Annotated in this window: 28 protein-coding genes; 17 read left to right on the top strand and 11 right to left on the bottom strand. The window is 68.2% G+C overall.

Annotated elements, in window-relative coordinates; genetic code table 11:
- Position 1 precedes the first annotated feature (1 nt).
- From ACFWF1_RS20585 to ACFWF1_RS20570, 4 genes are all read right to left on the bottom strand, one after another.
- The gene (locus tag ACFWF1_RS20585) at positions 2 to 1198 is read right to left on the bottom strand and encodes an NADP-dependent malic enzyme (protein ID WP_379280735.1); all 1197 of its coding nucleotides are present in this window, start codon (positions 1196 to 1198) and stop codon (positions 2 to 4) included.
- A gap of 436 nt (positions 1199 to 1634) precedes the next feature.
- Positions 1635 to 3401, bottom strand: a complete 1767-nt coding sequence (locus ACFWF1_RS20580) for an FAD-binding protein (protein WP_379280736.1) — start codon at positions 3399 to 3401, stop codon at positions 1635 to 1637.
- A 95-nt stretch (positions 3402 to 3496) separates the two neighbouring features.
- Positions 3497 to 3763: a hypothetical protein gene (locus tag ACFWF1_RS20575; protein ID WP_379280737.1), complete on the bottom strand. Its 267-nt coding sequence runs from the start codon at positions 3761 to 3763 to the stop codon at positions 3497 to 3499.
- Positions 3760 to 4614: a PHP domain-containing protein gene (locus tag ACFWF1_RS20570; protein ID WP_379280738.1), complete on the bottom strand. Its 855-nt coding sequence runs from the start codon at positions 4612 to 4614 to the stop codon at positions 3760 to 3762. The genes ACFWF1_RS20575 and ACFWF1_RS20570 overlap by 4 nt, the downstream gene beginning before the upstream one ends.
- A gap of 61 nt (positions 4615 to 4675) precedes the next feature.
- Between ACFWF1_RS20570 and ACFWF1_RS20565 the strand changes: the two genes are divergently transcribed.
- Entirely contained in the window at positions 4676 to 5752 is a 1077-nt protein-coding gene (locus ACFWF1_RS20565) for a magnesium and cobalt transport protein CorA (RefSeq protein ID WP_379280739.1), read from the top strand.
- Positions 5753 to 5758: 6 nt separating this feature from the next.
- On the opposite strand, the gene ACFWF1_RS20560 is transcribed toward ACFWF1_RS20565, so the two are convergent.
- From ACFWF1_RS20560 to ACFWF1_RS20550, 3 genes are read right to left on the bottom strand one after another with little or no spacing between them, the layout of a single operon-like run.
- Positions 5759 to 6340, bottom strand: coding sequence for a suppressor of fused domain protein (locus ACFWF1_RS20560; protein ID WP_379280740.1), 582 nt, complete (start codon positions 6338 to 6340; stop codon positions 5759 to 5761).
- Positions 6341 to 6343: 3 nt separating this feature from the next.
- On the bottom strand, positions 6344 to 6835 hold the full coding sequence (locus tag ACFWF1_RS20555; RefSeq protein WP_357381010.1) for a general stress protein: 492 nt from the start codon (positions 6833 to 6835) through the stop codon (positions 6344 to 6346).
- 18 nt (positions 6836 to 6853) lie between these two features.
- A complete protein-coding gene (locus ACFWF1_RS20550) occupies positions 6854 to 7810 on the bottom strand; it encodes an HpcH/HpaI aldolase/citrate lyase family protein (RefSeq protein WP_379280741.1) in 957 nt (318 codons plus the stop codon).
- Positions 7811 to 7867: 57 nt separating this feature from the next.
- On the opposite strand from ACFWF1_RS20550, the gene ACFWF1_RS20545 reads away from it, so the two are divergent.
- The 9 genes from ACFWF1_RS20545 to ACFWF1_RS20505 all read left to right on the top strand — a co-directional run bounded on the left by ACFWF1_RS20545 (position 7868) and on the right by ACFWF1_RS20505 (position 15596).
- Entirely contained in the window at positions 7868 to 9154 is a 1287-nt protein-coding gene (locus tag ACFWF1_RS20545) for a magnesium transporter MgtE N-terminal domain-containing protein (protein ID WP_379280742.1), read from the top strand.
- Positions 9147 to 9710, top strand: a complete 564-nt coding sequence (locus ACFWF1_RS20540) for a DUF1003 domain-containing protein (protein ID WP_379280743.1) — start codon at positions 9147 to 9149, stop codon at positions 9708 to 9710. The genes ACFWF1_RS20545 and ACFWF1_RS20540 overlap by 8 nt, the downstream gene beginning before the upstream one ends.
- A 360-nt stretch (positions 9711 to 10070) precedes the next feature.
- Complete coding sequence (locus tag ACFWF1_RS20535; protein ID WP_379280744.1) at positions 10071 to 11243, top strand: lytic murein transglycosylase; 1173 nt, start codon at positions 10071 to 10073, stop codon at positions 11241 to 11243.
- Between the two features lie 113 nt (positions 11244 to 11356).
- On the top strand, positions 11357 to 12220 hold the full coding sequence (locus ACFWF1_RS20530) for a lytic transglycosylase domain-containing protein (protein ID WP_379280745.1): 864 nt from the start codon (positions 11357 to 11359) through the stop codon (positions 12218 to 12220).
- A 19-nt stretch (positions 12221 to 12239) separates the two neighbouring features.
- The gene (locus tag ACFWF1_RS20525; RefSeq protein WP_379280746.1) at positions 12240 to 13376 is read left to right on the top strand and encodes an Mrp/NBP35 family ATP-binding protein; all 1137 of its coding nucleotides are present in this window, start codon (positions 12240 to 12242) and stop codon (positions 13374 to 13376) included.
- A 147-nt stretch (positions 13377 to 13523) separates the two neighbouring features.
- Complete coding sequence (locus tag ACFWF1_RS20520; protein ID WP_357381023.1) at positions 13524 to 13844, top strand: DivIVA domain-containing protein; 321 nt, start codon at positions 13524 to 13526, stop codon at positions 13842 to 13844.
- Positions 13841 to 14449 (top strand): DNA-3-methyladenine glycosylase I, encoded by a 609-nt coding sequence (locus ACFWF1_RS20515; RefSeq protein ID WP_379280747.1) that lies wholly within the window; start codon positions 13841 to 13843, stop codon positions 14447 to 14449. Before ACFWF1_RS20520 ends, ACFWF1_RS20515 begins: the two co-directional genes overlap by 4 nt.
- A 141-nt stretch (positions 14450 to 14590) precedes the next feature.
- Positions 14591 to 14758 (top strand): DUF3117 domain-containing protein, encoded by a 168-nt coding sequence (locus ACFWF1_RS20510; RefSeq protein ID WP_011211259.1) that lies wholly within the window; start codon positions 14591 to 14593, stop codon positions 14756 to 14758.
- Entirely contained in the window at positions 14745 to 15596 is an 852-nt protein-coding gene (locus tag ACFWF1_RS20505) for a putative RNA methyltransferase (RefSeq protein WP_379280748.1), read from the top strand. The genes ACFWF1_RS20510 and ACFWF1_RS20505 overlap by 14 nt, the downstream gene beginning before the upstream one ends.
- A gap of 132 nt (positions 15597 to 15728) precedes the next feature.
- Here ACFWF1_RS20505 and glgA read toward each other — a convergent pair whose 3' ends face one another.
- A complete protein-coding gene (gene glgA, locus ACFWF1_RS20500; protein ID WP_379281200.1) occupies positions 15729 to 16886 on the bottom strand; it encodes a glycogen synthase in 1158 nt (385 codons plus the stop codon).
- A 137-nt stretch (positions 16887 to 17023) separates the two neighbouring features.
- Between glgA and glgC the strand changes: the two genes are divergently transcribed.
- Positions 17024 to 18238, top strand: coding sequence for a glucose-1-phosphate adenylyltransferase (glgC, locus tag ACFWF1_RS20495; RefSeq protein ID WP_357381029.1), 1215 nt, complete (start codon positions 17024 to 17026; stop codon positions 18236 to 18238).
- An 18-nt stretch (positions 18239 to 18256) separates the two neighbouring features.
- Here glgC and ACFWF1_RS20490 read toward each other — a convergent pair whose 3' ends face one another.
- The 3 genes from ACFWF1_RS20490 to ACFWF1_RS20480 form a co-directional block, all read right to left on the bottom strand.
- A complete protein-coding gene (locus ACFWF1_RS20490; protein ID WP_379280749.1) occupies positions 18257 to 18478 on the bottom strand; it encodes a hypothetical protein in 222 nt (73 codons plus the stop codon).
- Between the two features lie 378 nt (positions 18479 to 18856).
- A complete protein-coding gene (locus ACFWF1_RS20485; RefSeq protein ID WP_379280750.1) occupies positions 18857 to 19096 on the bottom strand; it encodes a hypothetical protein in 240 nt (79 codons plus the stop codon).
- 84 nt (positions 19097 to 19180) lie between these two features.
- Positions 19181 to 19813: an O-methyltransferase gene (locus ACFWF1_RS20480; protein ID WP_379280751.1), complete on the bottom strand. Its 633-nt coding sequence runs from the start codon at positions 19811 to 19813 to the stop codon at positions 19181 to 19183.
- Between the two features lie 296 nt (positions 19814 to 20109).
- On the opposite strand from ACFWF1_RS20480, the gene sigE reads away from it, so the two are divergent.
- The 6 genes from sigE (at position 20110) to ACFWF1_RS20450 (ending at position 24982) form a co-directional block, all read left to right on the top strand.
- Complete coding sequence (sigE, locus tag ACFWF1_RS20475; RefSeq protein ID WP_357381035.1) at positions 20110 to 20769, top strand: RNA polymerase sigma factor SigE; 660 nt, start codon at positions 20110 to 20112, stop codon at positions 20767 to 20769.
- A gap of 62 nt (positions 20770 to 20831) precedes the next feature.
- A complete protein-coding gene (locus ACFWF1_RS20470) occupies positions 20832 to 21221 on the top strand; it encodes a hypothetical protein (protein WP_379280752.1) in 390 nt (129 codons plus the stop codon).
- A 10-nt stretch (positions 21222 to 21231) separates the two neighbouring features.
- The gene (locus ACFWF1_RS20465) at positions 21232 to 22785 is read left to right on the top strand and encodes a trypsin-like peptidase domain-containing protein (RefSeq protein ID WP_379280753.1); all 1554 of its coding nucleotides are present in this window, start codon (positions 21232 to 21234) and stop codon (positions 22783 to 22785) included.
- A gap of 122 nt (positions 22786 to 22907) precedes the next feature.
- Positions 22908 to 23324: a Sec-independent protein translocase protein TatB gene (gene tatB, locus ACFWF1_RS20460; protein WP_357381040.1), complete on the top strand. Its 417-nt coding sequence runs from the start codon at positions 22908 to 22910 to the stop codon at positions 23322 to 23324.
- Positions 23325 to 23415: 91 nt separating this feature from the next.
- Entirely contained in the window at positions 23416 to 24273 is an 858-nt protein-coding gene (locus tag ACFWF1_RS20455) for a hypothetical protein (protein ID WP_357381042.1), read from the top strand.
- A gap of 148 nt (positions 24274 to 24421) precedes the next feature.
- The gene (locus ACFWF1_RS20450) at positions 24422 to 24982 is read left to right on the top strand and encodes a hypothetical protein (protein ID WP_379280754.1); all 561 of its coding nucleotides are present in this window, start codon (positions 24422 to 24424) and stop codon (positions 24980 to 24982) included.
- Positions 24983 to 24985: the final 3 nt, after the last annotated feature.

Here is a 24985-nt window from a genome sequence, read left to right as displayed (position 1 = left end):
ACTACGCAACGCCTTCGGCGCGCGCGGCGGCCGCGACGGCCTCGGCGACCGCCGGGGCGACCCGCGGATCCAGCGGGCTGGGCACGATCTTCTCCGGGCCGAGCTCATCGGCGACGACGCTGAGGATCGCGTCGGCGGCGGCGATCTTCATGCCCTCGGTGATGCGCCGCGCGCCCGCGTCGAGCGCGCCCTTGAACACGCCGGGGAAGGCGAGCACATTGTTGATCTGGTTCGGGAAGTCGCTACGACCGGTGGCGACGATCGCGGCGTACTTGCGCGCGACCTCGGGGTGAATCTCCGGGTCCGGGTTGGACATCGCGAACACGATCGACTCCGGCGCCATCGAGGCGATGAGCTCCTCGGCGATCAGGCCTGCGGACAGACCGAGGAAAACATCGGCGCCGTTGAGCGCCTCGGCGGCACCGCCGGCCAGCCCGCGCGGGTTGGTCCGGGTGGCCAGCTCGGCCTTCACGTCGTTGAGGTCGCCGCGCTCACGGCTGATGATGCCCTTCGAGTCGAGCACGGTGACGTCCCGAACACCCGCGGCCAGCAGGATATTCGCGCACGCGACCCCGGCCGCGCCTGCGCCGGACACCACGACCTTCATGTGGTCGATGGCGCGACCCTGCACCTTGGCCGCGCCGTTGAGAGCGGCGAGCACCACGATGGCGGTGCCGTGCTGGTCGTCGTGCATGACCGGGCAGTCGAGCGCCTCGATGAGTCGCTTCTCCACCTCGAAGCAGCGCGGCGCCGAGATGTCCTCCAGGTTCACCGCACCGAAGCTGGGGCGCAGCCGGATGACCGTCTCGACGATCTCGTCGACGTCCTTGGTGTCCAGCACAATCGGGATCGAGTTGAGTCCGGCGAACTTCTTGAACAGTGCCGCCTTGCCCTCCATCACCGGCAGCGAGGCGCGCGGGCCGATATCACCGAGGCCGAGCACCGCAGTGCCGTCGCTGACCACGACGACGAGGCGGTCGGTCCAGGTGTAGCGCTTGCAGAGCTCGACGTCCTGCGCGATCGCCCGGCTCACCTGAGCGACGCCCGGGGTGTAGGCGATCGACAGGTCGCGCTGGGTCGCCAGCGGCGAGCTGAGTTCTACCGAGAGCTTGCCTCCGAGATGTCCCGCGAAAATCTCGTCGTGGGTGATTTCGGAAAGACTTGCAGTGGCATTCGGTGCGTCAGTCACAGGTGACACGATTTCACTCCTGCTCGGGCCGGACAAACCGGGGGACGGTTACCGCCGGGTATATGGGTATAAGTATTTTCATTACGCTCATCGAGTGCGCTGACCGGTACGTTTCGCTGGTACGGCGGGTCACGAAAACCCGTAGCCGAATTCGCTGACGTGGCGCGGCACTGATCCGCGGAGCGGGAGCCGGACGGGTAGGTCCGGACAGAACATGCGGCGTGATCCTCGGGTCGCGACGGTGCGTCGCGAGGCGGAGATCTCCGTAACTCCAGTACCCGGCGGTGGCTTAGGTAAAGGAATCCGACACATTCTGCCAGCACGGTCCGCGACTTGCCAAACCGGTCGGGTTCCCGCTGTGTCGCGCGCTGGCATCCAGCCTACTGCGGCGGAATTACCAGGTGGTAAGGGAAAACTCGCGTGGGCGCGGCCCGGCGGTGAGCTGTCACAACGCGATCGGGCCCGCCGGTGTGAGGTGCGGGGCGGTCCCGTCCTCACCTTCGGGCAGGATCTCCGGCGCGTCCGGGATCGCCGCCGAGCGTGCGCTCAGCACACCCGCCTCCCTAGTGTGCGCGACGGCGGGGCCGCGGGCGTCGAGCACCAGGGCCTCGCGCCTGCCGCGCGGGAACGGCTCGCGGACGGGCGCCACCACGATCTCGGTAGCGCCGACGACACCGGCGTCCAGCGCCGCGATTTCCCGCGCGTCCGGACGTACCCACACATTGTCCAGGCCCCCTGACATCAGCCGCACCCGCCAGTCCGCCTCGGCCCCTGGATGATCGGTGCGCCGATGCATGCCGCGGCTCTCGGTCCGCGCCAGCGCGCTGTACTTCGTCCACCGCGCCACCGCGAGCAGGGCCGCCGCCTGCCTGGCCCGCAACCGATCCACACCGGCACCGCCCAGGTCGAATTCGGCACCGGGCCACATCGAGTCGAGTTCGCCGATGCTGTCGACCAGGCTGCCCGCGCTGCGCCAATAGCTGCGCCGCAACGGCAGCGTGTGTTCCTGCACCAGCCCGACCACCGCGCGCGGATCGATCCGCGCCACCGCGCTGAGTCCGGCACCGGCCACCTCGTGCACCGGGCTGCGCCGGTCGGCCGAGCGCGCAAACCTGGCCGCGCCCGTGCCCGCCCACACGCCGGACGCGATGGCCCACGCACCGCCCTGACCGCCGAAGCCGCTGACCGCGCCGGTGATCGGCTCCCTCGTGGTCACGTCGCCCGCGCCGAACAACCCGCCGACCGTGGTCGCGCAGTCCGGGCCCGCCAGGCGCAGGCCGCCGGTGCCGCGCACGGTGCCCTCCAGCACGGCCCGCAGTGGCACCCGCCCGGTGCGGTCGACCAGACCCTGCTCGGACAGCCAGCCACGCATCGTGGCGGGCACGTCGTCGAGTGCCGCGAACACCCGGCGGCCGTCGGCGATCGCGGCGAAGGCCGCGGCCCGATGGCCTTCCAGGACCGTGCCCGACTCGTCGTAGAGGGTGGCGAAGTGCAGCCCGAGGCCGAGCGCGGAATTCAGCGGCGCGGCCGGTCGCGGCACATTCACCACGGGTGTCAGGCCGTACGCGCTGGAGAACTCCATGCCCGACAGCTGGGCACCGGCCTCGGCGGCGAACAGCAGTCCGTCGCCGGTGTCCACATCGGTGCCCGCCCCGCCGGACAGGAACGCGCAGCCGCCGGTGGCCACCACCACGGCACCTGCCCGCACGGTCCACGCGTGGAATCGATTGTGCTGCTGCACCCCGGTCGCCCCGGCGACCTTGCCGTCGCTATCGACGAGCAGTTGCAGCGCCGGATGGTGATCGAGGATGTGCACGCCCGCGTTGAGCACGCTGCGTCGCATCCGGCGCAGGTAGCTGGCACCGTCCAGATACACCCGCAGCGAGGAACCCGGCCCCGCGCCGGGGAATCGATAACCCCAGCGGGCCAGCTGTTCGACGCGCAGGTGCGTCTCCTCCAGCACCCGATGCATCCAGTCCGGGTCGCCGAGTCCGCCGCCGTGCGCGTAGCCGCGATGCACCGCCTCGTCCCTGGCCGGTCCGGGCGGGATGTTCCACAGAGACGTGGTGCCGTGGGCTGTCGGTCCGCTGGTGCCGCATCTGGCCTTGTCGGCGAGCACGACCCTGGCGCCGGTGGCGGCGGCGGATACGGCGGCCCAGGTTCCGGCGGGCCCGCCGCCCAAAACCAGTACGTCCGTCTCGAGTTCCGCCACAAAGAGAAATGTTCGGCCACAATTCACGGAACCGCAACCATTAACGGAATATTTATCGCTGCCGTATTCGATCCGTTGTCAGCGGGCGGTGTCGATCAACTCCACCACTGGGTCCACAGCAATAATCCAGCGGCAACAAAAACAACCACAGATCCGGAAAAGGCGGCTAAACCCCGACGCTTATCCGAATAAATCTGTGCCGCAACGGCAATCACCGCGGACACCACATGCCACGTCACCGATTCACTGCCCGGACCGGGGAAGTCCCGCCGGGCCGCGACCAGCGCGGTGCCGACGACGACGAGCATCAGCGCCACGGTTCCCGCGGCGACCACCCCGCTCAGCCCGCGAACCACTTTCACGAGGCGATCACCGGCACGCCGGTCGCCTTCCCGGCCAGCACCTCGAATTGCGCGGGGTCGGTGGTGAACTGACCGAGGTGGATGGTCTTGTTGCTGCCGTGATAGTCCGACGAGCCGGTGGTGAGCAGGCCGAGCTCGGCGGCCAGGCCGGCGAGCACCGCACGATCCTGCGCGGAGTGGTCCGGATGGTCGAGCTCGAGCCCGCCGAGCCCGAGCGTGGCCAACTCGCGGATGTCGTCCAGCGCGAGCAGCCTGCCCCGCTTGCGGGCCCGCGCGTGCGCGATCACGCTGACCCCGCCCGCGGTGGCGATCATCTCGACCGCGCGCCGCAACGGCGTGTCGGCCTTCTCCACGTAGTACGGGCCGTGCGGCGCGAGCAATTCCTCGAACGCGGCATCGACGCTCGGCACCACGCCCGCCGCGACCAGCGCCCTGGCCAAGTGCGGACGGCCCGCGGACGGGCCCGCCGAGGCGAGCACGGCATCGGGATCGATCGGCAATCCGTCGGCCACCATCCGGTCGGCCATCGCGCGCACCCGCTCGACCCGCTCGCCACGCAGCCGCTCGCGTTCGTCGGCGAAACTGCGATCGGTCGGGTCGAACAGATAGGCCAGCAGATGCACCGGCACCGGCCAGCCGTCCTCGCCGAGGCCGATGCACGACATCTCCATGCCGCGGACCAGCGTCAACCCCTTCGGCAGCGCGTCGACCGCCGCGGTCCAGCCCGCCGTCGTGTCGTGGTCGGTGATCGCCACGACGTCCAAGCCGGCGGCGACCGCGTTCCGGACTAATTCCGCCGGGGAGTCGGTGCCGTCCGACGCGGTCGAATGGGTATGGAGGTCGATGCGCACGCCTTCAGTCTTACAGTGCGCACGCCAGGAACCGCACTCCGCAGCGACGTAGCATCACGCTGTGCCGTCTATTCCGCCGCTACCGTCGTTCCGCGGTTCGAACCGCCCGGTCCGCGCCCTGCCGCGGATACCGATCCCGACCGCGCGGGCGATTGTCGACTGCGGCGTCTATGTCGAAGGTCGGCGACTGCCCGGCCGATTCACGCACAAGGATGCGATGGCCGAGGTCGGCAATCGCGGCACCGGATTCGTCTGGGTCGGCCTGCACGATCCGGACGAGGCCCAGATGGCCGATATCGCCGAGACATTCGGCCTGCACGCGCTCGCGGCCGAGGACGCCGTCACCAAACATCAACGCCCCAAACTGGAACGCTACGACGACACGCTGGTGCTGGTGATGCGCACAGTCGCCTACGTCGAGCACGAATTGCACAGCATCAGCGAGATCGTGGAGACCGGCGAGATCATGGTCTTCGCCGCGCCGGACTTCGTGGTGTCCGTGCGCCACGGCGAGCACTCCGAACTCGCCTCGCTCCGTAAGGAACTGGAGGCCGATCCGGCCAAGCTGATGTTCGGCCCCGGCGCGGTGTTGCACGCGATCGCCGACCACGTGGTGGATTCGTATATCGAAGTGACCCAGTCGGTCGAGCTCGATATCGATGCGATGGAGGAAGAGGTCTTCACCCCGCGCAGCCAGGTCGCGATCGAGTCGATCTACCAGCTCAAGCGGGAAGTCGTCGAACTGCGCCGGGCGGTGAACCCACTCGCGATCCCGCTGCAGCTGCTCGGGCACAAGCCGGACATCCCGCTGCCCAAGGAGATTCGGCGATACATGCGCGACGTGGCCGACCACCACGCCGGGGTCGCCGACCGCATCAGCGACTTCGACGAGGCGCTGAGCGCGCTGATCAGCGCCGCACTGGCCAAGGTCGGCGTGCAGCAGAACACCGACATGCGCAAGATCTCGGCCTGGGTCGCGATCGCCGCGGTACCGACGATGATCGCGGGCATTTACGGCATGAACTTCACGCACATGCCGGGATTGGAAGCGACCTGGGGCTTTTGGCTGGTGATCGCCGTCACCCTCGGCATCTGCGCGGTGCTGTACGCCAACTTCCACCGCAACAACTGGCTCTAGCCCGAATTACAGGCTGGCAGCGCCTCTTTCGGGGTCACGCACGTCGATTCCCGCCTCGGCCCACGCATCCCGCAGCGCCTGCGCCCCGCGCACCCGCACCCACGCCGCCTCGGTGGCGGTCACCGGCGTCACCGCGAAGTAGCGAACCGGCTCGGCGGGCGCGGGCAGCACGACCTCGGGAATCCCGCTGTCCCCCAACAACACCGCCGAGAACGGCGCGCCGTGCCACATCGGCTCGCCCAGGTCCATCAGCGCATCCGCTTGCAGCACAACACCTTCCACCGCGGGCGCGGCGGCGAGCACGCCGAGCGTCTTGGCCAGGCCCGAGCCGGCGGCCGCCGAGCCGCGCAGCGTGAGCACCAGCTCGGCCCGCGGTCCCTGCACCGGATCGGCAAGCAGCGCAGTGGGATCGCCCATCGGATGCCGGGAGCCGCCCACCGTCGCGTAATGCACCAGCTCGCCGTCGACGATCCGCAGGATCTCGATCGGCTCCAACCCGAGGAACGTCACCGACGCCGAATCGACGCCGGTCGCCTGCACACCGAAATGGTCGAGCACACCGGTGCGGACCGTCGACACCACCTCCATGGGTCAGATGGCCAGCCGCGCAAGCATGTCCCGCGCCTGTTCCGCGGACTTCGGGTCGCACAGCACGTCGTAGCGCCCCGCCACCAACTGCATGGTGGAGGCGAAGTCGCGCTGCCCCTTGGTCGCCGCGTACGGGATCGAGGTGGAGATGACGCCGAAGATGACGCCGCCGACCAGACCGACCAGCAGCGGGCCGAACGCGCCGCTGGTGGTGAACAGGCTCAGCAGCAGACCGAGGAACAGGCCGAGCCAGGCTCCGCTCACCACACCGCCGCCGATGACCTTGCCCCACGTCAGCCGGTAGAGGACCCGCTCGACCTGCATCAGATCGACGCCGACGATCGTCACGTCCTGCACCGGGAACTGCCCGTCGGCCAGGTAGTCGACGGCCTTCTGCGCCTCGGCGTAGGTGGGATAGGAGCCGACCGGCCAGCCGGACGGCGGCGTCGGCAGGCCCTGCCGTGCGCGATTCGAGTTCCCCAAGGGATTCGTCATGTCTCTATTCTGCTATTTCTACCGGTTTTCCGGGGGTGTGAAACGCGTGCTTCGCGTCATTGCCGCCGCCCGGCCCTTTTCCGCGATCACCTGGGCCATTTTCGCACTGGCCTCATCGATCATCTCGTCGCCGAGCATCACCGCGCCGCGCGCGCCACCCTCGGCCGAGGTGTGGAAGGCGTACGCGTCGAGGATCAACTCGGCGCGATCGTAGTCGGACTGACGCGGGCTGAAGATCTCGTTGGCCGCCTCGATCTGGCCGGGATGCAGCACCCACTTGCCGTCGAAGCCGAGCGCGGCGGTGCGCCCAGCGGCCCGGCGGAAGCCGTCCACGTCCCGAATCTGCAGGTACGGGCCGTCGATCGCCTGCAGGCCGTGCGCGCGGGCGGTGAGCAGGATGGTCATCAGGATGTGGTGATAGGCATCACCGGTGTCGTAGCCCTCCGGCTGTTCGCCGACCACCAGGGTGCGCATGTTGATGCTGGCCATGAAGTCGGCCGGACCGAACACCAGCGCCTGCACGCGCGGGCTCGCGGTGGCGATCTCGTCGATATTGCGCAGCCCCAACGCGTTTTCGATCTGCGGCTCGATGCCGATCCGGCCGACCTCGAGCCCGGTCGCCTTCTCCAACTGGGTGAGCAGCAGATCCAGCGCGCACACCTGACCGGCGTCGGTCACCTTCGGCAGCAGGATGGCGTCCAGCGCCGTGCCCGCGCCCTCGACAATGGTGATCACGTCGGTGTAGGTCCACTGGGTGGTCCAGTCGTTGACGCGGACCACTCGCAATTGTGATCCCCAGTCGGAATCGTTGAGCGCCGCCACGATATTCGCCCGCGCCTCGGCCTTGGCGGGCGGCGCGACGGCGTCCTCCAGATCGAGAAACACCTCGTCGACGGGCAGGCCCTTGGCCTTTTCGATCATCTTCTTGCTGCTGCCCGGACAGGCGAGCACCGAACGGCGCGGCTTCAAGATCACTCCCGTCGATCGTGGCGTGGTACTGACACCCGCTCCCGAACCTCTAGCCTGGCAAGCATGGCAGCTACCAGGGTGTACGTCGCCAGGCTGGCCGGCCTGGTGGTGTTGGGACCGGACGGCGAGTCTATCGGCCGGGTCCGCGATGTCGTCGTGGCCATCCGGTACGACCGGCAACAGCCCCGCATTCACGGCCTCGTCGTCGAATTACCCACGCGGCGGCGCATTTTCGTGCCGATCCTGCGGGTCACCGCGATCGAGCCCGGCGTGGTGACACTGAACACCGGGACGGTCAGCCTGCGCCGCTTCCACCAACGGCCCGGCGAGATGCTTGCGCTCGCGCAGATCGTGGATTCCTCGGTGCGCGTGGAGGATCCGGATCTACCGGACCTCGCCGACGTGGACGTGGTCGTGGTCGATCTCGGCATGGAACAGACCCGTACCAGGGATTGGCGGGTGACCAGGGTCGCCGTGCGCGGGCACCGCAGGATCGGGCGCCGCCGGACCGTGCATGTGGTGGATTGGATCCATGTCTCGGGGCTGACCCCGAGCGGCATCGACCAGCCCGGACAGGAGGTCACCCAGCTGCTCGAGCAGTTCGAGGGCCTGCGCGCTCCCGATGTCGCGCACCTGCTGCGTGAGCTGCCGGAGAAACGACGCCTCGAGGTGGCCGTCGCGCTCGACGACGAGCGACTCGCCGACGTCGTGCAGGAGCTGCCCGACGACGAGCAGGTCCACCTGCTCGGCCATCTGGAGGTGCGCCGCGCCGCCGACGTGCTCGAGGCGATGGATCCCGACGACGCCGCCGACCTGCTCGGCGAGCTGCCGGTCAACGAGGCCGAATCGCTGCTCGCGCTGATGGATCCGGAGGAGTCCGAACCGGTCCGCAGGCTGCTCGAACATTCCCCGTACAGCGCGGGCGGCCTGATGACGCCCAAGCCGGTGATTCTCACGCCGTCCACCACGGTCGCCGAGGCGCTGGCCCGGGTGCGCAACCCCGATCTGACGCCGGCGCTGGCCTCCATGGTGTTCGTGGTCCGGCCGCCGACCTCGACGCCCACCGGCCGGTATCTCGGGTCGGTGCACATCCAGCGGTTGCTGCGCGAGCCGCCCGCCCATCTGGTCGGCGGCATCCTCGACGCGGGCCTGGCTCCGTTGCGGGCAGACGTCCCACTGGCCGCGGTGACCCGCTACTTCGCGACCTACAACCTGGTCTGCGGACCGGTGGTGGACGAAGAGAACCACCTGCTCGGCGCGGTCAGCGTCGATGACGTGCTCGACCATTTGCTACCCGATGACTGGCGCGACCAGGAAGAGCTACACGAAGGGATAGCTGGACATGATTGACAAGGTCGGCGGCGCGCGGCAGCGGCTGGAGACGCCGGTCGAGTCCCGGTTCCGCATCGATTGGGACGCGGACGCGCTCGCGCGCAGCAGCGAACGCGTCGCCAGATTCCTCGGCACCGGCCGCTACCTGGCCATTCAGACGCTCATCGTGATCGTTTGGATCACGTTAAATGTGGGCGTCATCGCGTTGCGCTGGGATCCATATCCGTTCATTCTGTTGAATCTGGCCTTCTCTACCCAGGCCGCCTATGCCGCGCCACTGATCCTGCTCGCGCAGAACCGGCAGGACAACCGCGACCGGGTCGCGCTGGAAGAGGACCGGATGCGGGCCGCCCAGACCAAGGCGGACACCGAGTTCCTCGCCCGCGAACTCGCAGCATTGCGGATCGCGGTCGGCGAAGTCGCGACTCGCGACTATTTGCGCAGGGAATTGGAGGAGATGAAGGAGATACTCGATCGGATCGAGGGTGCGGGCAACAGCAAGCCGCAACGCAAGAAGAGTTCCGGCCGAAAGCAGGCACCAGCCCCGGTTTCACCGCCTGTAGCTGACGATTGACCGGAAATACCGAACAACTACCTGACTGGTGGGTAACCTGGACAGCGTTGTCCCGAGCGGCGCCGGGAAGGGGATGTCCCAGATAGCCGCTCACACGACGTAGAGGATTGGTGTGGCTGAATGCGTATATCTACTCCGATAACCGTCTCGGCCCTGGTCGTCGCCGGTCTTGTCGCCTCAGGCTCCGCCTCCGATCCCTCCTCCCCAGCCGGTGCGCCCACCGCACCCGAGGCTTTGCTGGCCGCCTCGACGAATCCAGCCGGATCAGTGGATGCGTCCGGCAAGTCGAGCGAGACCGGACTGTCTAAGACAGTTGGTCTCCTTCCGGTCACCCAGGAGTCGCCCCGCAAACTCCGGGCAATGACTCCGTCCGACGGCTCGGCACCGTTCGCCGGGCGAGTGCCGCTCCAGGAGATCTCGCTGCCGCTGATCGGCGGCGCGCTCGGCATCCCGGAGATCGTGCTCGCCGCGTACCGCAACGCCGAACTAGCGCTGGAGTCGTCCACGCCCGAGTGCGGGTTGTCCTGGAGTCTGCTGGCCGGCATCGGCCGGATCGAATCGGGCCACGCGGGCGGCGGCCGCACCGACGCCGCGGGCACCACGGTCACGCCGATCTACGGCCCCGCGCTGGACGGCACGCTGCCCGGTAACGAGATCATCAAGGAAGCCAGCGGCGGTTACGTCCGCGCGGTCGGGCCGATGCAGTTCCTGCCCGGTACCTGGGCCCATTACGCCGCCGACGGTAACGGCGACGGTGTCGCCGACCCGAACAACGTCTTCGATGCCGCGCTCGCCGCGGGCAAGTACCTGTGCTCGGGCGGGCTGAACCTGCGCGATCAGGCTCAGGAACTCCAGGCCGTGCTGCGCTACAACAACTCGGCGGCCTACGCGGCCAACGTGCTCAGCTGGGCGGCGGCCTACCGCACCGGCGGCGCGCCGACCCAGGTGACCATCTCGCCCGATCTGATCCCGCCGGGCAGCGCGCCCGCCCAGATCCCGGACATGACGGCGGTCACCTACACCAACAACACGCCGGCCACCACGGCCCCCACGACACCGCAGACCACCACGGCGCCGACGCCGACCGAGGTGATGATCACCATCCCCGGCCTGCCGCCGATCCCCTGTGGCATCTTCTGCCCGCCGCCGCCGAAGCCGCTCAATCCCTGTGAGCCCGCGGTGATTCCGGCCCCGATGCCGCAGCCCGGCGAGCCGGCCGAGCCCGCCATCGTGCCCGGCGCACCCGCACAGACCTTCGGGGCCGGCGTGGCCGCGCCGAAGGATCCGGCGCACCCGGAGCCGCCCGTCGCGCCGGTCTGCACGCCGCCGGACGCCGCCCAGCAGCAAGCCCCGGCACCGGCCCCCGCGCCCGGCCAGCAGGCCGTACAGACGCCGGAATCGACACCGGAGGCAGCACCCACCGTGACGGTCGATCCGACGGCGCCGACGGCAGACGCGGCGCCGACCCAGCAGCCCGGCATCACGCTGCCCTTCGGCATCGTGATTCCGCTGCCGCCCGCCCCCCAGGGCTGACGCCACACTCGAAGCAGGTCACGAAGTAGTAACAAAAAGGTCTCGGATGCGGTAGTCTCCTCTTCGTCAGATCACGAAGGGCTCACATCGAGCCGTTGGAGGGTCACTGCACAGTGGGGCGTCACCGAAAACCACCAGCTGTCACCGTTAAACGCAGCTCGGTTATTGCATTGACCGGATTGGTTCCCGCTGGACTGATGGCGTGCACCGCCGCGTCCAATGTGGGACAAGGGACCACCGCGACAGCGGTGGCACAGCACCTGCCGGGGGACGATCAGGACGAGCTGGGAGCCAAACCCGCAGCACTGATGACCGACCCGGGCGCGACGACCGAATTCGTGGCCAACAAGATGGCCAAGCCGAGCGGTCCGCCGGTGGTGAAAAGCGTTGCGCTGGCTGATGGTCGGCAGCTCGCGTCGCTGCCCGCCGGGCCGATGGGTATCCCGGGTATCGCGGTCGCGGCCTATCAGAACGCCGAACGCATCCTCGCCGAGGAAAACCCCACCTGCGCCATGCCGTGGTCGATGCTCGCCGGGATCGGCCGCGTCGAATCCACGCACGCGTACGGCAAGGCCGACGCCGACGGTAACCCGCTCACCAAGGTCTACGGCCCGGTGCTCGACGGAAGCCTCTACGGCAACAACGTCGTTCGGGACACCGACGGCGGCGAGCTGGACGGTCTGGCCGGTTACGACCGCGCGATCGGCCCGATGCAGTTCCTGCCGCAGACCTGGAAGCGCTACGCCGCCGACGGCAACGGGGACGGCATCGCCGATCCACAGAACCTCTTCGACGCGGCACTGACCGCCGGAAAGTACCTGTGCGACGGCGGTTTGAACATGCGCGACCTGGCCCAGCAGTCCAAGGCGATCCTGCGCTACAACAACTCGATGGCCTACGTCGCCAATGTCATGGCCTGGGAAACCTCCTACGCCAACGGCGTCGCACCACGGGCCGGGGACCTGCCCAGAATTTGACACGCCTAAAATTCCTGCCATGCCAGTAGTTACGGAATCGGATGTGCGGGGCGCTCTCGCCAAGGTCGACGATCCGGAGATCCGCAAGCCGATCACCGAACTGGGCATGGTGAAGAGCATTGCGATCAATGCGGACAGCAATGTCCACATCGAGGTCTACCTGACCACGGCGGGCTGCCCGCTGCGCACCGAGATCATCCAGCGGGTCACCAAGGCCGTCGCCGACGTGTCCGGCGTCGGCGCGGTCACCGTCGACCTCGATGTGATGAACGACGAGCAGCGCACCAACCTGCGCAAGCAGCTGCGCGGCGACTCCGCCGACCCGGTCATCCCGTTCGCCCAGCCCGGCTCGCTGACCCGCGTGTACGCGGTCGCCTCCGGCAAGGGCGGCGTCGGAAAGTCCAGCGTCACCGTCAATCTCGCCGCCGCCATGGCCGCGCGCGGACTCTCCGTCGGCATCCTGGACGCCGATATCTACGGCCACTCGATCCCCCGCATGCTCGGCACCGACGCCCGGCCGACCCAGGTCGAGAAGATGATCATGCCGCCGCAGGCGCACGGCGTGAAGATGATCTCCATCGCGCAGTTCACCCAGGGCAATACGCCGGTGGTGTGGCGCGGCCCGATGCTGCACCGGGCGCTGCAGCAGTTCCTCGCCGACGTGTTCTGGGGCGACCTGGACGTGCTGCTGCTCGACCTGCCGCCGGGCACCGGCGACATCGCCATCTCGATCGCCCAGCTCATCCCCGGCGCCGAGATCCTCGTCGTCACCACCCCGCAGATCGCCGCCGCCGAGGTGGCCGAGCGGGCGGGCGCCATCGCGCTGCAGACCAGGCAGCGGATCGCCGGCGTGGTGGAGAACATGTCCTGGCTCGACCTGCCCGACGGCAGCCGGATGGAGCTCTACGGGGCCGGCGGCGGACAGGTGGTCGCCGACCGTCTCACCCGCGCCGTCGGCGCCGACGTGCCGCTGCTCGGGCAGATCCCGATCGAACAGGCCGTGCGGGAAGCGGGCGACGACGGCACGCCGATCGTGCTGCGCTCCCCCGAGACCCCCGCCGCCACGGCGCTGCTCGACATCGCCGACAAGCTCGCCGTCCGCCGCCGCGGGCTGGCGGGCATGTCCTTGAACATCGACACCACTAGGCACCTATAAGGGATTGCTTCCAGTGACAACTGATCTCGTCATCACATGGGTAACTCATCGGGTACGGGCTAACCTGGTCACGACTTTCCAGACGGCCGCCGACGCTACTGTCGTGGCACCCGAGTCTGGCCTGAATACGCGGGGAGGCGGGCAAGCATGCTCACGTTGCTGTTGTACGTGCTGATCGTCGGTCTCGTTGCCGCGGTGCTGTTCCTGCTCGCCAGTGCGGTATTCGGGCGGGCCGAAGAACTGGGCCCGCTGCCGGAGGGGACCACCGCGACCGTGCTGCCCGCCGAGGGGATCTCCGGCGCCGATGTCCGGTCGCTGCGGTTCCAGCAGGTGGTGCGCGGCTACAAGGCATCGGAGGTGGACTGGTCGCTGGCCAGGCTCGCCGCCAGAATCGACGAGCTACAACATCAACTGGCCGAAGCGCAGGCCGCGCGGTGGCAGGCACCGGTCGCGCCGGAGGCCAAATGAGCCCGGCCGCGATGCCCCTGGCCGAGGACGACGGCCGGATCCGCTGCCCCTGGCCGCTGGAGACCCAGTTATACCGGGATTATCACGATTTCGAGTGGGGAAAGCCGCTGCACGGCGACGACGCCCTCTTCGAACGACTGTGCCTCGAGGCGTTCCAGTCGGGCCTGTCCTGGATCACCATCCTGCGCAAGCGGCCCGCCTTCCGCGCCGCGTTCGCCGGTTTCTCGATCGACCGCGTCGCCGAGTTCGGCGAGGCCGACACGGCGCGGCTGCTCGCCGACACGGGCATCGTGCGCAACCGGCTGAAAATCGAGGCGGCGATCGGCAACGCCCGGGTTGCGCGCGAACTCGATATCGGACTGGACACATTGCTCTGGTCGTTCGCCCCCGCCCCACGGCCACGCCCGGAAACCGGGGCCGAGGTGCCCGCCAGTACACCCGAATCCGTAGCTCTGGCAAAAGAATTGAAGCGGCGCGGGTTCCGTTTCGTCGGGCCGACCACGGCCTACGCACTGATGCAGGCGACCGGGATGGTAGACGATCACCTGGCCGATTGCTGGGTCGGTAGTGACGTGTCCGACACAGTCCGACCGGTCACTTTTTGAACTCAGGTATCCGTCCACATCCGCGATAGGGAAGAATGGGACAGGTGTAGCTCGCCAAATGCCGGCGAGCTCGCTGGTTGGTGACAACTGGAGTTCCAAGAAAGTGCGCAGCATATCGCGCAGATCTGGAGGGAGCAGAGGATGGCGGCCATGAAGCCCCGTACCGGGGACGGTCCCCTCGAGGCAACCAAGGAAGGGCGTGGAATCGTCATGCGGGTTCCACTCGAGGGTGGCGGGCGTTTGGTCGTCGAACTCACGCCGGACGAGGCCGCGGCGCTCGGCGACGAACTGAAGAGTGTCACCAGCTGATACCTCAGCGCTGGCCGCTGTGGCCGGTCTGCTGGCTTGCCCGGAATGCGCGCTCGGCCTCGAGCCGTGTGATCGGGTATTGCGCTGCGGACACGGGCACAGTTTCGACATCGCCAAGCAGGGCTATGTCAGCCTGCTGACCGGCGCGTCGACCAAAATGACCGGTGACACCGCGGCCATGTTGGACGCGCGTGCCGCCTTTCAAGGTGATGGACATTTCGCACCGATCGCCGCCGCGGTAGCGGAGGCAGTCGGGCCGGACGAGCATGCGTCCGGCACAGTGCTGGAGGTGGGCGCGGGCACCGGCTACTACCTGGCCGGTGCGCTCGACGCCGCACCGTCGACCCGCGGCATCGCGCTGGACGTGGCCAAACCGGCCGCCAAACGCTGCGCCCGCGCGCATCCACGGGCCGCGTCGGTCCTCGCCGACGCCTGGCGCGGGCTGCCCGTCCGCGACGGCACCCTGCGTGCCGTGCTTTCGGTCTTCGCACCGCGCAACCCGGCCGAGGTCGCCCGGGTGCTCACCGCGGACGGCCGATTCGTCGTCGCCACCCCCACCGAACGGCACCTGCGCGAATTGATCGGACCGCTCGGCATGGTGACCGTCGACCCGGATAAAGATCGCAGGCTCGACACGGCCATGTCCGGCCACTTCACCGCGGCCGATCGCATCCTGGTCGAATACCCGATGAAACTCACGAGGACCGACGTGGCGAACGTCGTCGGCATGGGCCCCTCCGCCCACCACACGGCGGCCGAGAACACCCGCATCGCGCCCCTCCAGGAAACAACCGAGGTCACCGCCTCGGTCCTCGTCTCCACCTACCGCCCGACCTGACCCCGCAAATCCGACCGAAGGCGCCCTTCAGCACCCCAGACCTACCGAAGGTCGCCTTCGTTCGATCTCGTATTCCGACCGAAGGCGGCCTTCGGTCGGTGTGGGCGATTGTGGGGGACCTTGGGTCGGGCCTCAGGACTTGCGGACCTGCTCGTACACACCGACCGTCTGCGCCGCGATCTGCGACCAATCGAATTCGGCGATCGCCCGCGCCCGGCCCGCCGCACCGAACTCGGCGGCCAGTGCGGGATCTCCGGCGACCTCGTTGATCGCGGTGGCCAGTGCTCGCTCGTACTCCTCGGGCGCGTTCGGGTCGTAGTGCACCAGCCGCCCGGTGCCGCCGTCGACGACCACCTCGGGGATGCCACCTACGTCCGAGGCGACCACCGCGGTCGCGCACGCCATCGCCTCCAGGTTCACGATGCCGAGCGGCTCGTACACCGACGGGCACACGAATACCGTGGCGGCGGCCAGGATCTGCCGGATCTGTTCGGTGGGCAGCATCTCGCGTACCCAGAACACGTTGCCACGACTGCGCTGCAACTCTTCCACCGCGGCGGCGGTCTCCGCCTCCAGCTCCTTGGTGTCCGGCGCGCCCGCGCACAGCACCAGTTGGATGTCCGGATCGAAGTCGCGGGCCGCGGCGAGCAGATGCCCGACGCCCTTCTGCCGGGTGATCCGCCCGACGAACGCCACCATCGGCCGGTCGGTCCGCACACCGAGCACCGCGAGCACCGGCCGCGCGCCCGCCGCCACCGGACCCGGGTACCACATGCCCGCGTCGATGCCGTTGTGCACGACGTGCACCCGGTCCGGGTCGACCGCGGGGTAGGCGTCGAGCACGTCGTGGCGCATGCCCTCGCTCACCGCGATGATCGCGTCCGCGTGCTCCACCGCGTTGCGTTCCGACCAGGAGGAGAGCCGATAGCCGCCGCCGAGCTGTTCGGCCTTCCACGGCCGTCGTGGCTCCAGCGAATGTGCGGTCAGTACATGTGGGATGCCGTATAGCGTGGCCGCGAGGTGTCCGGCCAGGCCGGTGTACCAGGTATGTGAATGCACGACGTCCACCTGCCCGGCGGCGTCGGCCATGCGCAGCTGTGCGGACATCATCTGCAGTGCGGCGTTGGCGGCGTAGAGCTGCGGATCAGGTTGGTGCACCACGGCATCGGTGCGCGCGACACCCATGCAATGCACGGTGACCTCGCACAGTCGCCGCAGCTGTGCGGTCAATTGGGTCACATGCACGCCGGCCCCGCCGTATACCTCGGGTGGGTACTCGCGGGTCAGCATCGCGACCCGAAGCCGCTCGTGCGCGCCGGAATCCGCCGTCGAGCGCGGGGTGTCCGTGCCGAAACTCACCAGGTTCAAAGTAGACGTTCACCTCCGCTGGGGCCACTCGCGCGGCGGTTACCCGGTAGTTTGGCAGTGTGAGGAGCCAGCCGCACGTACTCGGGATCGTGCTCGCCGGTGGCGAGGGCAAGCGACTCTTTCCACTCACGGCGGACCGTGCCAAACCGGCGGTGCCATTCGGCGGCGCGTATCGACTGATCGATTTCGTCCTCAGCAACCTGGTCAACGCGGGTTTCCTGCGCCTGTGCGTGCTCACCCAGTACAAGTCGCACTCGCTGGATCGGCACATCTCGCAGACCTGGCGGCTGTCCGGTTTCGGCGGCGAGTACATCACTCCGGTGCCCGCGCAGCAGCGGCTCGGGCCGCGTTGGTACACCGGTAGCGCCGACGCGATCATGCAGTCGCTGAACCTGATCTATGACGAAGACCCCGACTACATCGTGGTTTTCGGCGCCGACCACGTGTACCGGATGGATCCGGAGCAGATGGTCAACCATCACATCGAGTCCGGCGCGGGCGTCACCGTCGCGGGTATCCGGGTGCCGCGCAGCGAGGCGAGCGCGTTCGGCTGCATCGACTCCGACGAGTCCGGTCTGATCACCCAGTTCTTGGAGAAGCCCGCGCATCCGCCCGGCACGCCCGACGATCCCAATGTCACTTTTGCGTCAATGGGCAACTATGTCTTCACCACCAAGGTGCTGGTGGATTCGATCAAGGCCGACGCGGACAATTCCGACTCCGATCACGACATGGGCGGCGACATCATTCCGGCGCTGGTGGCCGCGGGCCAGGCCGGCGTCTACGACTTCGCCGACAACGAGGTGCCCGGCGCGACCGAACGCGACCGCGGCTACTGGCGCGACGTCGGAACCATCGACGCCTTCTACGACGCGCACATGGACTTGGTCTCGGTGCACCCGGTTTTCAACCTGTACAACCGGCACTGGCCGATTCGCGGCGCCGCCGAGAACCTGCCGCCCGCGAAGTTCGCCCAGGGCGGGCTCGCGCAGGAGTGCATCGTCGGCGCGGGCAGCATCCTGTCGGCCGCCACCGTCCGTAATTCGGTGCTCAGCTCCAATGTGGTGATCGACGACGGCGCGACCGTCGAGGGCAGCGTGCTGATGCCCGGTGTCCGGATCGGCCGTGGCGCGGTGGTGCGTCGGGCCATCCTGGACAAGAACGTGGTGGTCGGCGAGGGCGAGATCATCGGCGTCGACCTGGACCGCGATCGGGACCGCTTCGCCGTCAGCAACGGCGGCGTCGTCACCGTCGGCAAGGGCGTCTGGGTGTAGGCGAACCTCGTCGGCGAATCAGAGCGGCGCGGGCGTAGCCGGGCAGAACGGCGCGCAGGGGCCGGGCGTGCGCGGCACCGTCGATTTCGCCGGCTGACCGAAGTCGGCGGTGCTCACCAGGTAGACCACCAGCACCGCGGCCACCAGGACCAGGGCGAAGGCGACCAGCGCCCCGCCCCAGTGAATCTGCGGGCGCCCGTCGTCGTCGTTGTTGCTGTTGTTCAGGATGTAATAGATCACTCAGATCGCACCTCTTCCGCATGCCCCCGCCCGGGGCATCACCGCGCTGGTCTCGGATGTGCTCTGAGCAGCATGCGCCTCGAATCGCCGCGCTGTCGCTGTATTCGCCGACTCGCCCACGACGGCGCCGGCGACCGGCCCACCCCTCCAGGGTCGGTCACCAGCTATCCGGCCTACCTCCGTGCGCGTCCGCACCGTGCCTCCCCTTCCTCGGACGCGACCTGTCGAAGGCGAACCGGTCATCGTACATCCGTTGCGGGCCTTCGTATTCCATGACATATCCCACACCGCGTCGCGCAATGCTCAGCACGACAGGCGAATTCGCCGGGACACACGAAACCACGCGCCCCGATCGGGTGCGCGTGACGCGGGAGAGAACTACTGGCCGGGCGCGGGCGGCGCGGGCGGTGCCGTGCAGAACGGCTCGCAAGACCCGTGTGTCGGGGTGACTTTCGCTGGGCTGGTATGGAAATCGGCGTTGCTCACCGCCACCATCGCGATCACCGCGACGACAAGGATCAAGCCGAAGAACAGCAGCGCGGGCCGCAGCCAACTCGATCGAGTTTCGAAGATGGTGTGGCCGATGTGGCCGATTTCGAACAGTTCGTGCCCACGCATTGCAGTACCTCCGCCACCGGAATACCCGGCGCGGCACAAGGAAACCGCGATGTCGGTACGAATATCGGAGCGCGTGCGGCGTGGTTAACCGCGCGAGGCGCAGAGCAACCCGTCGCCGACGGGAATCAGCACGCTGGTGAGTTCCGGATCCTCGGCGATCGCGCGGGTGGCCGCCCGCACCGCCTGGGTCGCCGGATCACGTTGCGCCGCATCGGGTACCCGCCCGCCGAGCAACGCGTTGTGCAACAGAATCGCGCCGCCCGCACGCAGCAGTCGCACCGCCTGGGTGACGTACTGCGGGTGCTCGAGCGGCGCGGCATCGATGAAAACCAGGTCGTAGGCTCCGTCGGCGAGCCGGGGTAGCACGTCCAGCGCACGGCCGTTGATCAGCCGGGTGCGCGCGGGCGGAATCTCCGCGGCGCGGAAAGCCTCCTTGGCAGCGCGCTGGTGCTCCGGCTCGGAATCGATGGTGGTCAGCGTGCCGTCCTCGCGCATACCGTCGAGCAGCCACAGCCCGCTGATCCCGGCGCCGGTACCCACCTCGACCACGGCTTTGGCGTCGAGCAGCTGCGCGTACATGCTGAGCAGCGCCCCCACCGACGGCGGCACCGGCACCGCACCGAGTTCGGTGGACCGTTCGCGCGCGCTGACGAGGATCTCGTCTTCCACGACGGATTCCTCCACGTAGGCGAGATTTCGCTCCAAATTCGATGCCACGCCTATGAGGTTAATGCTGGGCGCCTTGTCTGGGCGTTCCGAACTACCCGCGCCGCTGAGCAATCTCTCCGCAGTTTTCTCAGGTGTCCCTCAGCATCTCCATATCCAGGCCATATCAGGACAGGAAAGAGTAGGGGCAACGCAAGACCAACAGACCGGCTCGACGCGGGACACGGGAACAACAACAGACAGGTTGTCGGTTGTAACCCCACGTAACGGTTTCAGGTCCGAAAGAGATTTCGGATCGAAGCTGAGTTCCGAGTTTACGGTCCCTAGTAGGAGGTAGCCCCATCCACATGGTCGATGCGGCGCGTGAGCACGCCACCCTGCCAGAGCAGATTCTGCCGATCGAGTCCGACGCCGCCGAGGAGGCCGTCGACCTCACCGGTACCGCTGCTTTCGATGCCACCGGTGACCGGGCGGCCATGCCGTCCTGGGACGACCTGGTCCGCGAACACGCCGACCGTGTCTACCGCCTTGCCTACCGTCTTTCCGGCGACGCCCAGGATGCCGAGGACCTGACTCAGGACACCTTCATCCGGGTATTCCGCTCCCTGTCCAGCTACCAGCCGGGCACCTTCGAGGGCTGGTTGCACCGCATCACCACCAACCTGTTCCTCGATATGGTCCGTCGCCGCAACCGCATCCGGATGGAGGCGCTGCCCGAGGACTACGACCGGGTCCCGTCCGAGGGTCCCGACCCGGAGCAGGCTTATCACGACGCCCGCCTCGACCCGGATTTGCAGCGTGCGCTCGATTCGCTCGCGCCGGAATTCCGCGCCGCGGTCGTGCTGTGTGACATCGAGGGCCTCTCCTACGAGGAGATCGGCGCTACGCTCGGCGTGAAACTCGGCACCGTGCGCAGCCGAATTCATCGTGGGCGACAGGCACTGCGCGACTACCTTGCGCATAATGGAAGTGAGCAGCGGTTCGCCGCTGAAGCAAGTATCGGGTGAGCTGGACGAAGCCGGCATCGCCCTACGATTCGGATGATGTCGGTTGGAAGGGTGAGCACCGAATGAGTGGCGAGTCCAGCACGCCCGGTCGTCGTCCGCCTCGATTCCGTCCCACCGAGCATCTGGCCAGCGAGGCGATCGCGGCCTATGTGGACGGCGAGTTGCGGATGAACGCCTATCTGCGTGCCGCCCAACATCTTTCTCTGTGCCCGGAATGCGCGGCCGAAGTCGACGCACAGCAGCAGGCGCGTATCGCGCTGCGCCAATCGGGCCCGATCTCGATTCCGCACGGGCTGCACGACAGCCTGACCAGAATTCCGCTCGCCGATCTGCCGGGCGCCGCGTCGAGCCAAACGTCGAGCGCCGACGGGACTCCGCGCAACGAGGCAGTTTTCGGTTTTCTCACCGATTCGTTTGCCGCGACTCGGTGGACTACGTGGTGGCGCAAGTAGAGTTTCCCGGGTGACCACGGAATCGACGAATACCGGATCGGCCGAGACCCCGGATCGCGTCCAGGGCAGGCCCACGGATTCGGCGGGCGACAGGGGAAACCTGCGGCCGCCGGACGCGCCGGTACTGGGACCGCGACCGGTATACCGACCCCATGTCGACAACCACACGGCCAGCGCGTTCCGCAGGCCGGCGGGCCAGCGCGGTTCGTTCGCCGAGCCGCTGCCCCGTGGCGCGACGCCGGTGGCGGGCCAGGACGTGCAGAACCGTCCGCCGGACGCCGTGCTCGCCGAGGCGTTCGGTCGTCCCGAGGGTTCCTCCGAACTGCTGCAACGTGATCCCGACGCGGCCAACGGTGCCGCACCCGTCGCCGGACCCGTCGATCCGTGGCGTGATCCCGACTCCGCCGCGCGACTCGGCGCCCCCGCGGTGCCGACCCCGAAGGCCCAGCCGTTGCCGCAGGCCCAGCGCCTCAGTGCGCGTGAGGTGCTGTTCGGCTCTCGCGTCGCCCCCAAGGCGCTCGCGCTGCTCGCACTCGTCGCGCTCGCCATCGGCGTGCTGGGCGGCCTGGTCGGCAGGCTGACGGCCGAACAGTCCGCCGACCTGACCTCGCGCACGGCGACGCTGCAGCAGAGCGCGGACACCGAACAGCCGCACAGCCAGATCGCCAAGGTCGCCAACGCGGTGCTGCCGTCCGTCGTGTCCATCAGCGTCATCGTCGGCGACAACGGCGCCACCGGCTCCGGCGTGGTGATCGACGGCCTCGGCTACATCGCCACGAACAATCACGTCGTCTCGATGGCGGCTCAGGACAAGACCAACCGGGCCGCCATCAAGGTCACCTTCTCCGACGGCACCAAGGTGCCTGCGAACATCGTCGGGCGCGACCCGAAATCCGACCTCGCCGTGATCAAGGTCGATGTGAAGAACCTCACCGTCGCCAAGCTCGGCAAGTCCGGCGATGTCCAGGTCGGCGACGAGGTGATCGCCATCGGCTCCCCGCTCGGCCTGAGCAAGACGGTCACCTCCGGCATCGTCAGCGCGCAGCACCGCCCGGTGAAACTGCAGGGCGAAGGCAGCGACACGAACGCGGTGATCGACGCGGTGCAGACCGACGCGTCCATCAACCCCGGTAACTCCGGCGGCGCGCTGGTGGACATGGAAGGCCGGGTCATCGGCATCAACACCGCGATCCGCAGCGAGTCCGGCGGCTCGGTCGGCCTCGGCTTCGCGATCCCGGTGGACCGGGTGACCGAGGTGGCGCAGATCCTGATCAAGGACGGCACGATCCACCACCCGACCATCGGCGCCAGCCTGCGCAGCAAGGTGGTGTCCAACGAGCAACTGAGCGGTGCCGAGGTCGCCGACGTCACGGCGGGCGGTCCGGCGGCGAAGGCGGGCATCGTGGAGAAGGACGTCATCGTGAAGGTCGGCGACCGCGAGGTGACCGGTCCGGACGAGCTCGTCGTCGCGGTGCAGTCGCGCAAGATCGGCGACACGGTGAACGTGGTGTTGATCCGGGACGGCAGGCAGGTGGACGTGCCGGTCACCCTGGAATCCGACTGAATTCACCCACCCCCGGCCGACTCCGTCGTCCTGCCGTCCCCCTGAGTTCACCCGCTCCGGCCGACATCGTCGTCCTGCCGTCCCCACGCGCCGCTGGCCGAAAGGCCGGGTAACCTGAGGACGTGTTCAGCAATATCGGCTGGAGCGAGATGATGATCCTGCTCGTCGCCGCCCTTGTGATCCTCGGACCGGAGCGACTGCCCGGCGCGGTTCGCTGGACCACGCGCAGCCTGCGTCAGGTGCGCGACTACGCCAGTGGCGCGACCTCGCAGCTGCGCGACGAGCTGGGCCCGGAGTTCGAGGACCTGCGCAAGCCGCTGGCCGACCTGAACGAACTGCGCGGTATGTCCCCGCGCTCGATGGTGACCAAACACCTTCTGAACGGCGACGATTCGATCTTCCGCAATATGGAGGACGCGCTGCCGGACAAGAAGGACCTCTACGGCACCGGCGGCGCGATGCCGGATTATCCGATGCCGAAGCTGGAAAAGCCGTTGGAGCGCAACGAACGTCCACCGATCGACACCGACGCCACCTGACCCGGGAAAGCTGGCGCAATCGCGTCACGAAAAGGGTGCAGTGTCAAGAGTTCTAAACACTTTGGCCTGTCCAGCTGTCTAGACTTCCCACATGTCGGCCGATGACGTGGCGCGCGTTTTCGCGATCGAGGACAAGGTCGAGCGACTGAAGGCGGCCACCGATGGTGTGGCTGCGGCCCAGCAGACCATCAATGAGCTCACCAGGATTCGTCGTGCGGTGATCCGGGAGCTACACGCCGAAGGCTGGACCTTCGCCAGAATCGGTGCGGCAGCGGGGCTTTCCCGCGCGCGCATCCATCAGGTGAGCACCCAGGGTCCGGCACCGGAGGGTCTGTTCTTCGGGCACGGGACGCTCACGGTGCTGGTGCCGGAGGTGCGGGCGGGCCGGGTGATCGGCGCACCGGATCCCGCGGCGCCGCACCGGCTGGTCGAGTTGCTCCGCGAGCTCGGCTTCACCGCCTCGGTCGAACACTTCCTACCCGGGCGGCCGGTCGACCTGAACCGGGACGGCCTGATCGTGCTCGGCGGGCCGGAACTCTCGCCGAGCGTGCGTCAGCTGATCGCCGCCGACCCGCGGCTGCGGCGCGCGGTGGCCAGGGCCGGCGATGCCAGGCGCGGCATCGAGGACCGCGCCGCGCGCCGGGTCTATCGGCCCGGCGGACCCGACCCGCACGACATCGCCTACCTGGCCCGGCTGCCGCGTCCGGACGGGCGCGGCTCGGTGCTGATGATCGACGGCATGCACCCGCCCGGCTCGCTGGGTGCCATCCGATTGCTCGCCACCCGGCTGGCCACCCTGCACGAACGCGCGGGCACCCACCTGTTCTCGGTGCTGGTGGCCTGCCGGTTCGACCGGGCGACCGGCGAACCCCTGGAAGCCGAGCTACTCACCCCGGTCTATCGGCACGACCCCGAAAACCGTTTGCCCGCACCGGGTATCCGGCGCTGACATCCACCGGCGGCGGGCGCGCGGCCGACGGCCGCCGATACCCACCGTGACCAAATTGTGTCGCGGGTCACTCCACTCTTCCGTTCGGGAAATCTTGGTGCAATGCTTGAATAGCTAGACGTTAACTATGCGTGATAGGTGAGCTCCGATGAGTGTTGAACTTTCGACGGCGGCCAGTTCCGCGCCCACTGTCCGGACGGTGCGCTCGCAGCAGGCCCAGTCCGCGACTGTCGATGCGGCGGACCCGATCATCACGACCCACCGGGTGACCTACAGCGACCGGCTGAAGTTGTTCATCGGGGCCGGCGAGACCATCGACAATTTCCTGCGCCCGCTGCGCAGACTGGATGGCCACCACCGCTATTCGGTCCAGCTGACGTGCCTGCCCGCGCCCATGCGCTCGGCCGACATCAGCCCCGCGGTGAGCTCCGCCCCCGGGCAGAACTACCTGCGGTGCACCGGCTCGGCGGACGCGCTGTTCATCGAACTCCGCACCGTCGTCGACGGGATAGCCCACCTGAGCACCGTCGGCCGCACCGTTGACCACGACGGCGAGCCCGGCATCTGTGTGCCGGTTCCGGAGAGCATGCCCGCGCCGTGGATCTATCCGGACGAGGTATTCACGGCCGAAGACGCGGCCGAGGTATTCGCCGGCTACTTCCACACCGGCACGGTCCCACCCGGTCTCGCACTCCGCGAGACCGCTTGATGC

The sequence above is a fragment of the Nocardia sp. NPDC060255 genome, from assembly GCF_042727395.1.
Classification (GTDB): domain Bacteria; phylum Actinomycetota; class Actinomycetes; order Mycobacteriales; family Mycobacteriaceae; genus Nocardia.
Note: the sequence above shows the minus strand (reverse complement) of the source record. Positions and strands in the feature narration are given on the sequence as shown.

Excerpts from the sequence above, each read along its gene's own strand:
- ACFWF1_RS20560 (WP_379280740.1), bottom strand. The coding sequence starts at position 6,340 with ATGGAGGTGGTGTCGACGGTCCGCACCGGTGTGCTCGACCATTTCGGT.
- ACFWF1_RS20555 (WP_357381010.1), bottom strand. The coding sequence starts at position 6,835 with ATGACGAATCCCTTGGGGAACTCGAATCGCGCACGGCAGGGCCTGCCG.
- ACFWF1_RS20545 (WP_379280742.1), top strand. The coding sequence starts at position 7,868 with ATGGCAGCTACCAGGGTGTACGTCGCCAGGCTGGCCGGCCTGGTGGTG.
- ACFWF1_RS20540 (WP_379280743.1), top strand. The coding sequence starts at position 9,147 with ATGATTGACAAGGTCGGCGGCGCGCGGCAGCGGCTGGAGACGCCGGTC.
- ACFWF1_RS20535 (WP_379280744.1), top strand. The coding sequence starts at position 10,071 with ATGACTCCGTCCGACGGCTCGGCACCGTTCGCCGGGCGAGTGCCGCTC.
- ACFWF1_RS20525 (WP_379280746.1), top strand. The coding sequence starts at position 12,240 with ATGCCAGTAGTTACGGAATCGGATGTGCGGGGCGCTCTCGCCAAGGTC.
- ACFWF1_RS20520 (WP_357381023.1), top strand. The coding sequence starts at position 13,524 with ATGCTCACGTTGCTGTTGTACGTGCTGATCGTCGGTCTCGTTGCCGCG.
- ACFWF1_RS20515 (WP_379280747.1), top strand. The coding sequence starts at position 13,841 with ATGAGCCCGGCCGCGATGCCCCTGGCCGAGGACGACGGCCGGATCCGC.
- ACFWF1_RS20510 (WP_011211259.1), top strand. The coding sequence starts at position 14,591 with ATGGCGGCCATGAAGCCCCGTACCGGGGACGGTCCCCTCGAGGCAACC.
- glgA (WP_379281200.1), bottom strand. The coding sequence starts at position 16,886 with ATGCTGACCCGCGAGTACCCACCCGAGGTATACGGCGGGGCCGGCGTG.
- ACFWF1_RS20485 (WP_379280750.1), bottom strand. The coding sequence starts at position 19,096 with ATGCGTGGGCACGAACTGTTCGAAATCGGCCACATCGGCCACACCATC.
- sigE (WP_357381035.1), top strand. The coding sequence starts at position 20,110 with ATGGTCGATGCGGCGCGTGAGCACGCCACCCTGCCAGAGCAGATTCTG.
- ACFWF1_RS20470 (WP_379280752.1), top strand. The coding sequence starts at position 20,832 with ATGAGTGGCGAGTCCAGCACGCCCGGTCGTCGTCCGCCTCGATTCCGT.
- ACFWF1_RS20455 (WP_357381042.1), top strand. The coding sequence starts at position 23,416 with ATGTCGGCCGATGACGTGGCGCGCGTTTTCGCGATCGAGGACAAGGTC.
- ACFWF1_RS20450 (WP_379280754.1), top strand. The coding sequence starts at position 24,422 with ATGAGTGTTGAACTTTCGACGGCGGCCAGTTCCGCGCCCACTGTCCGG.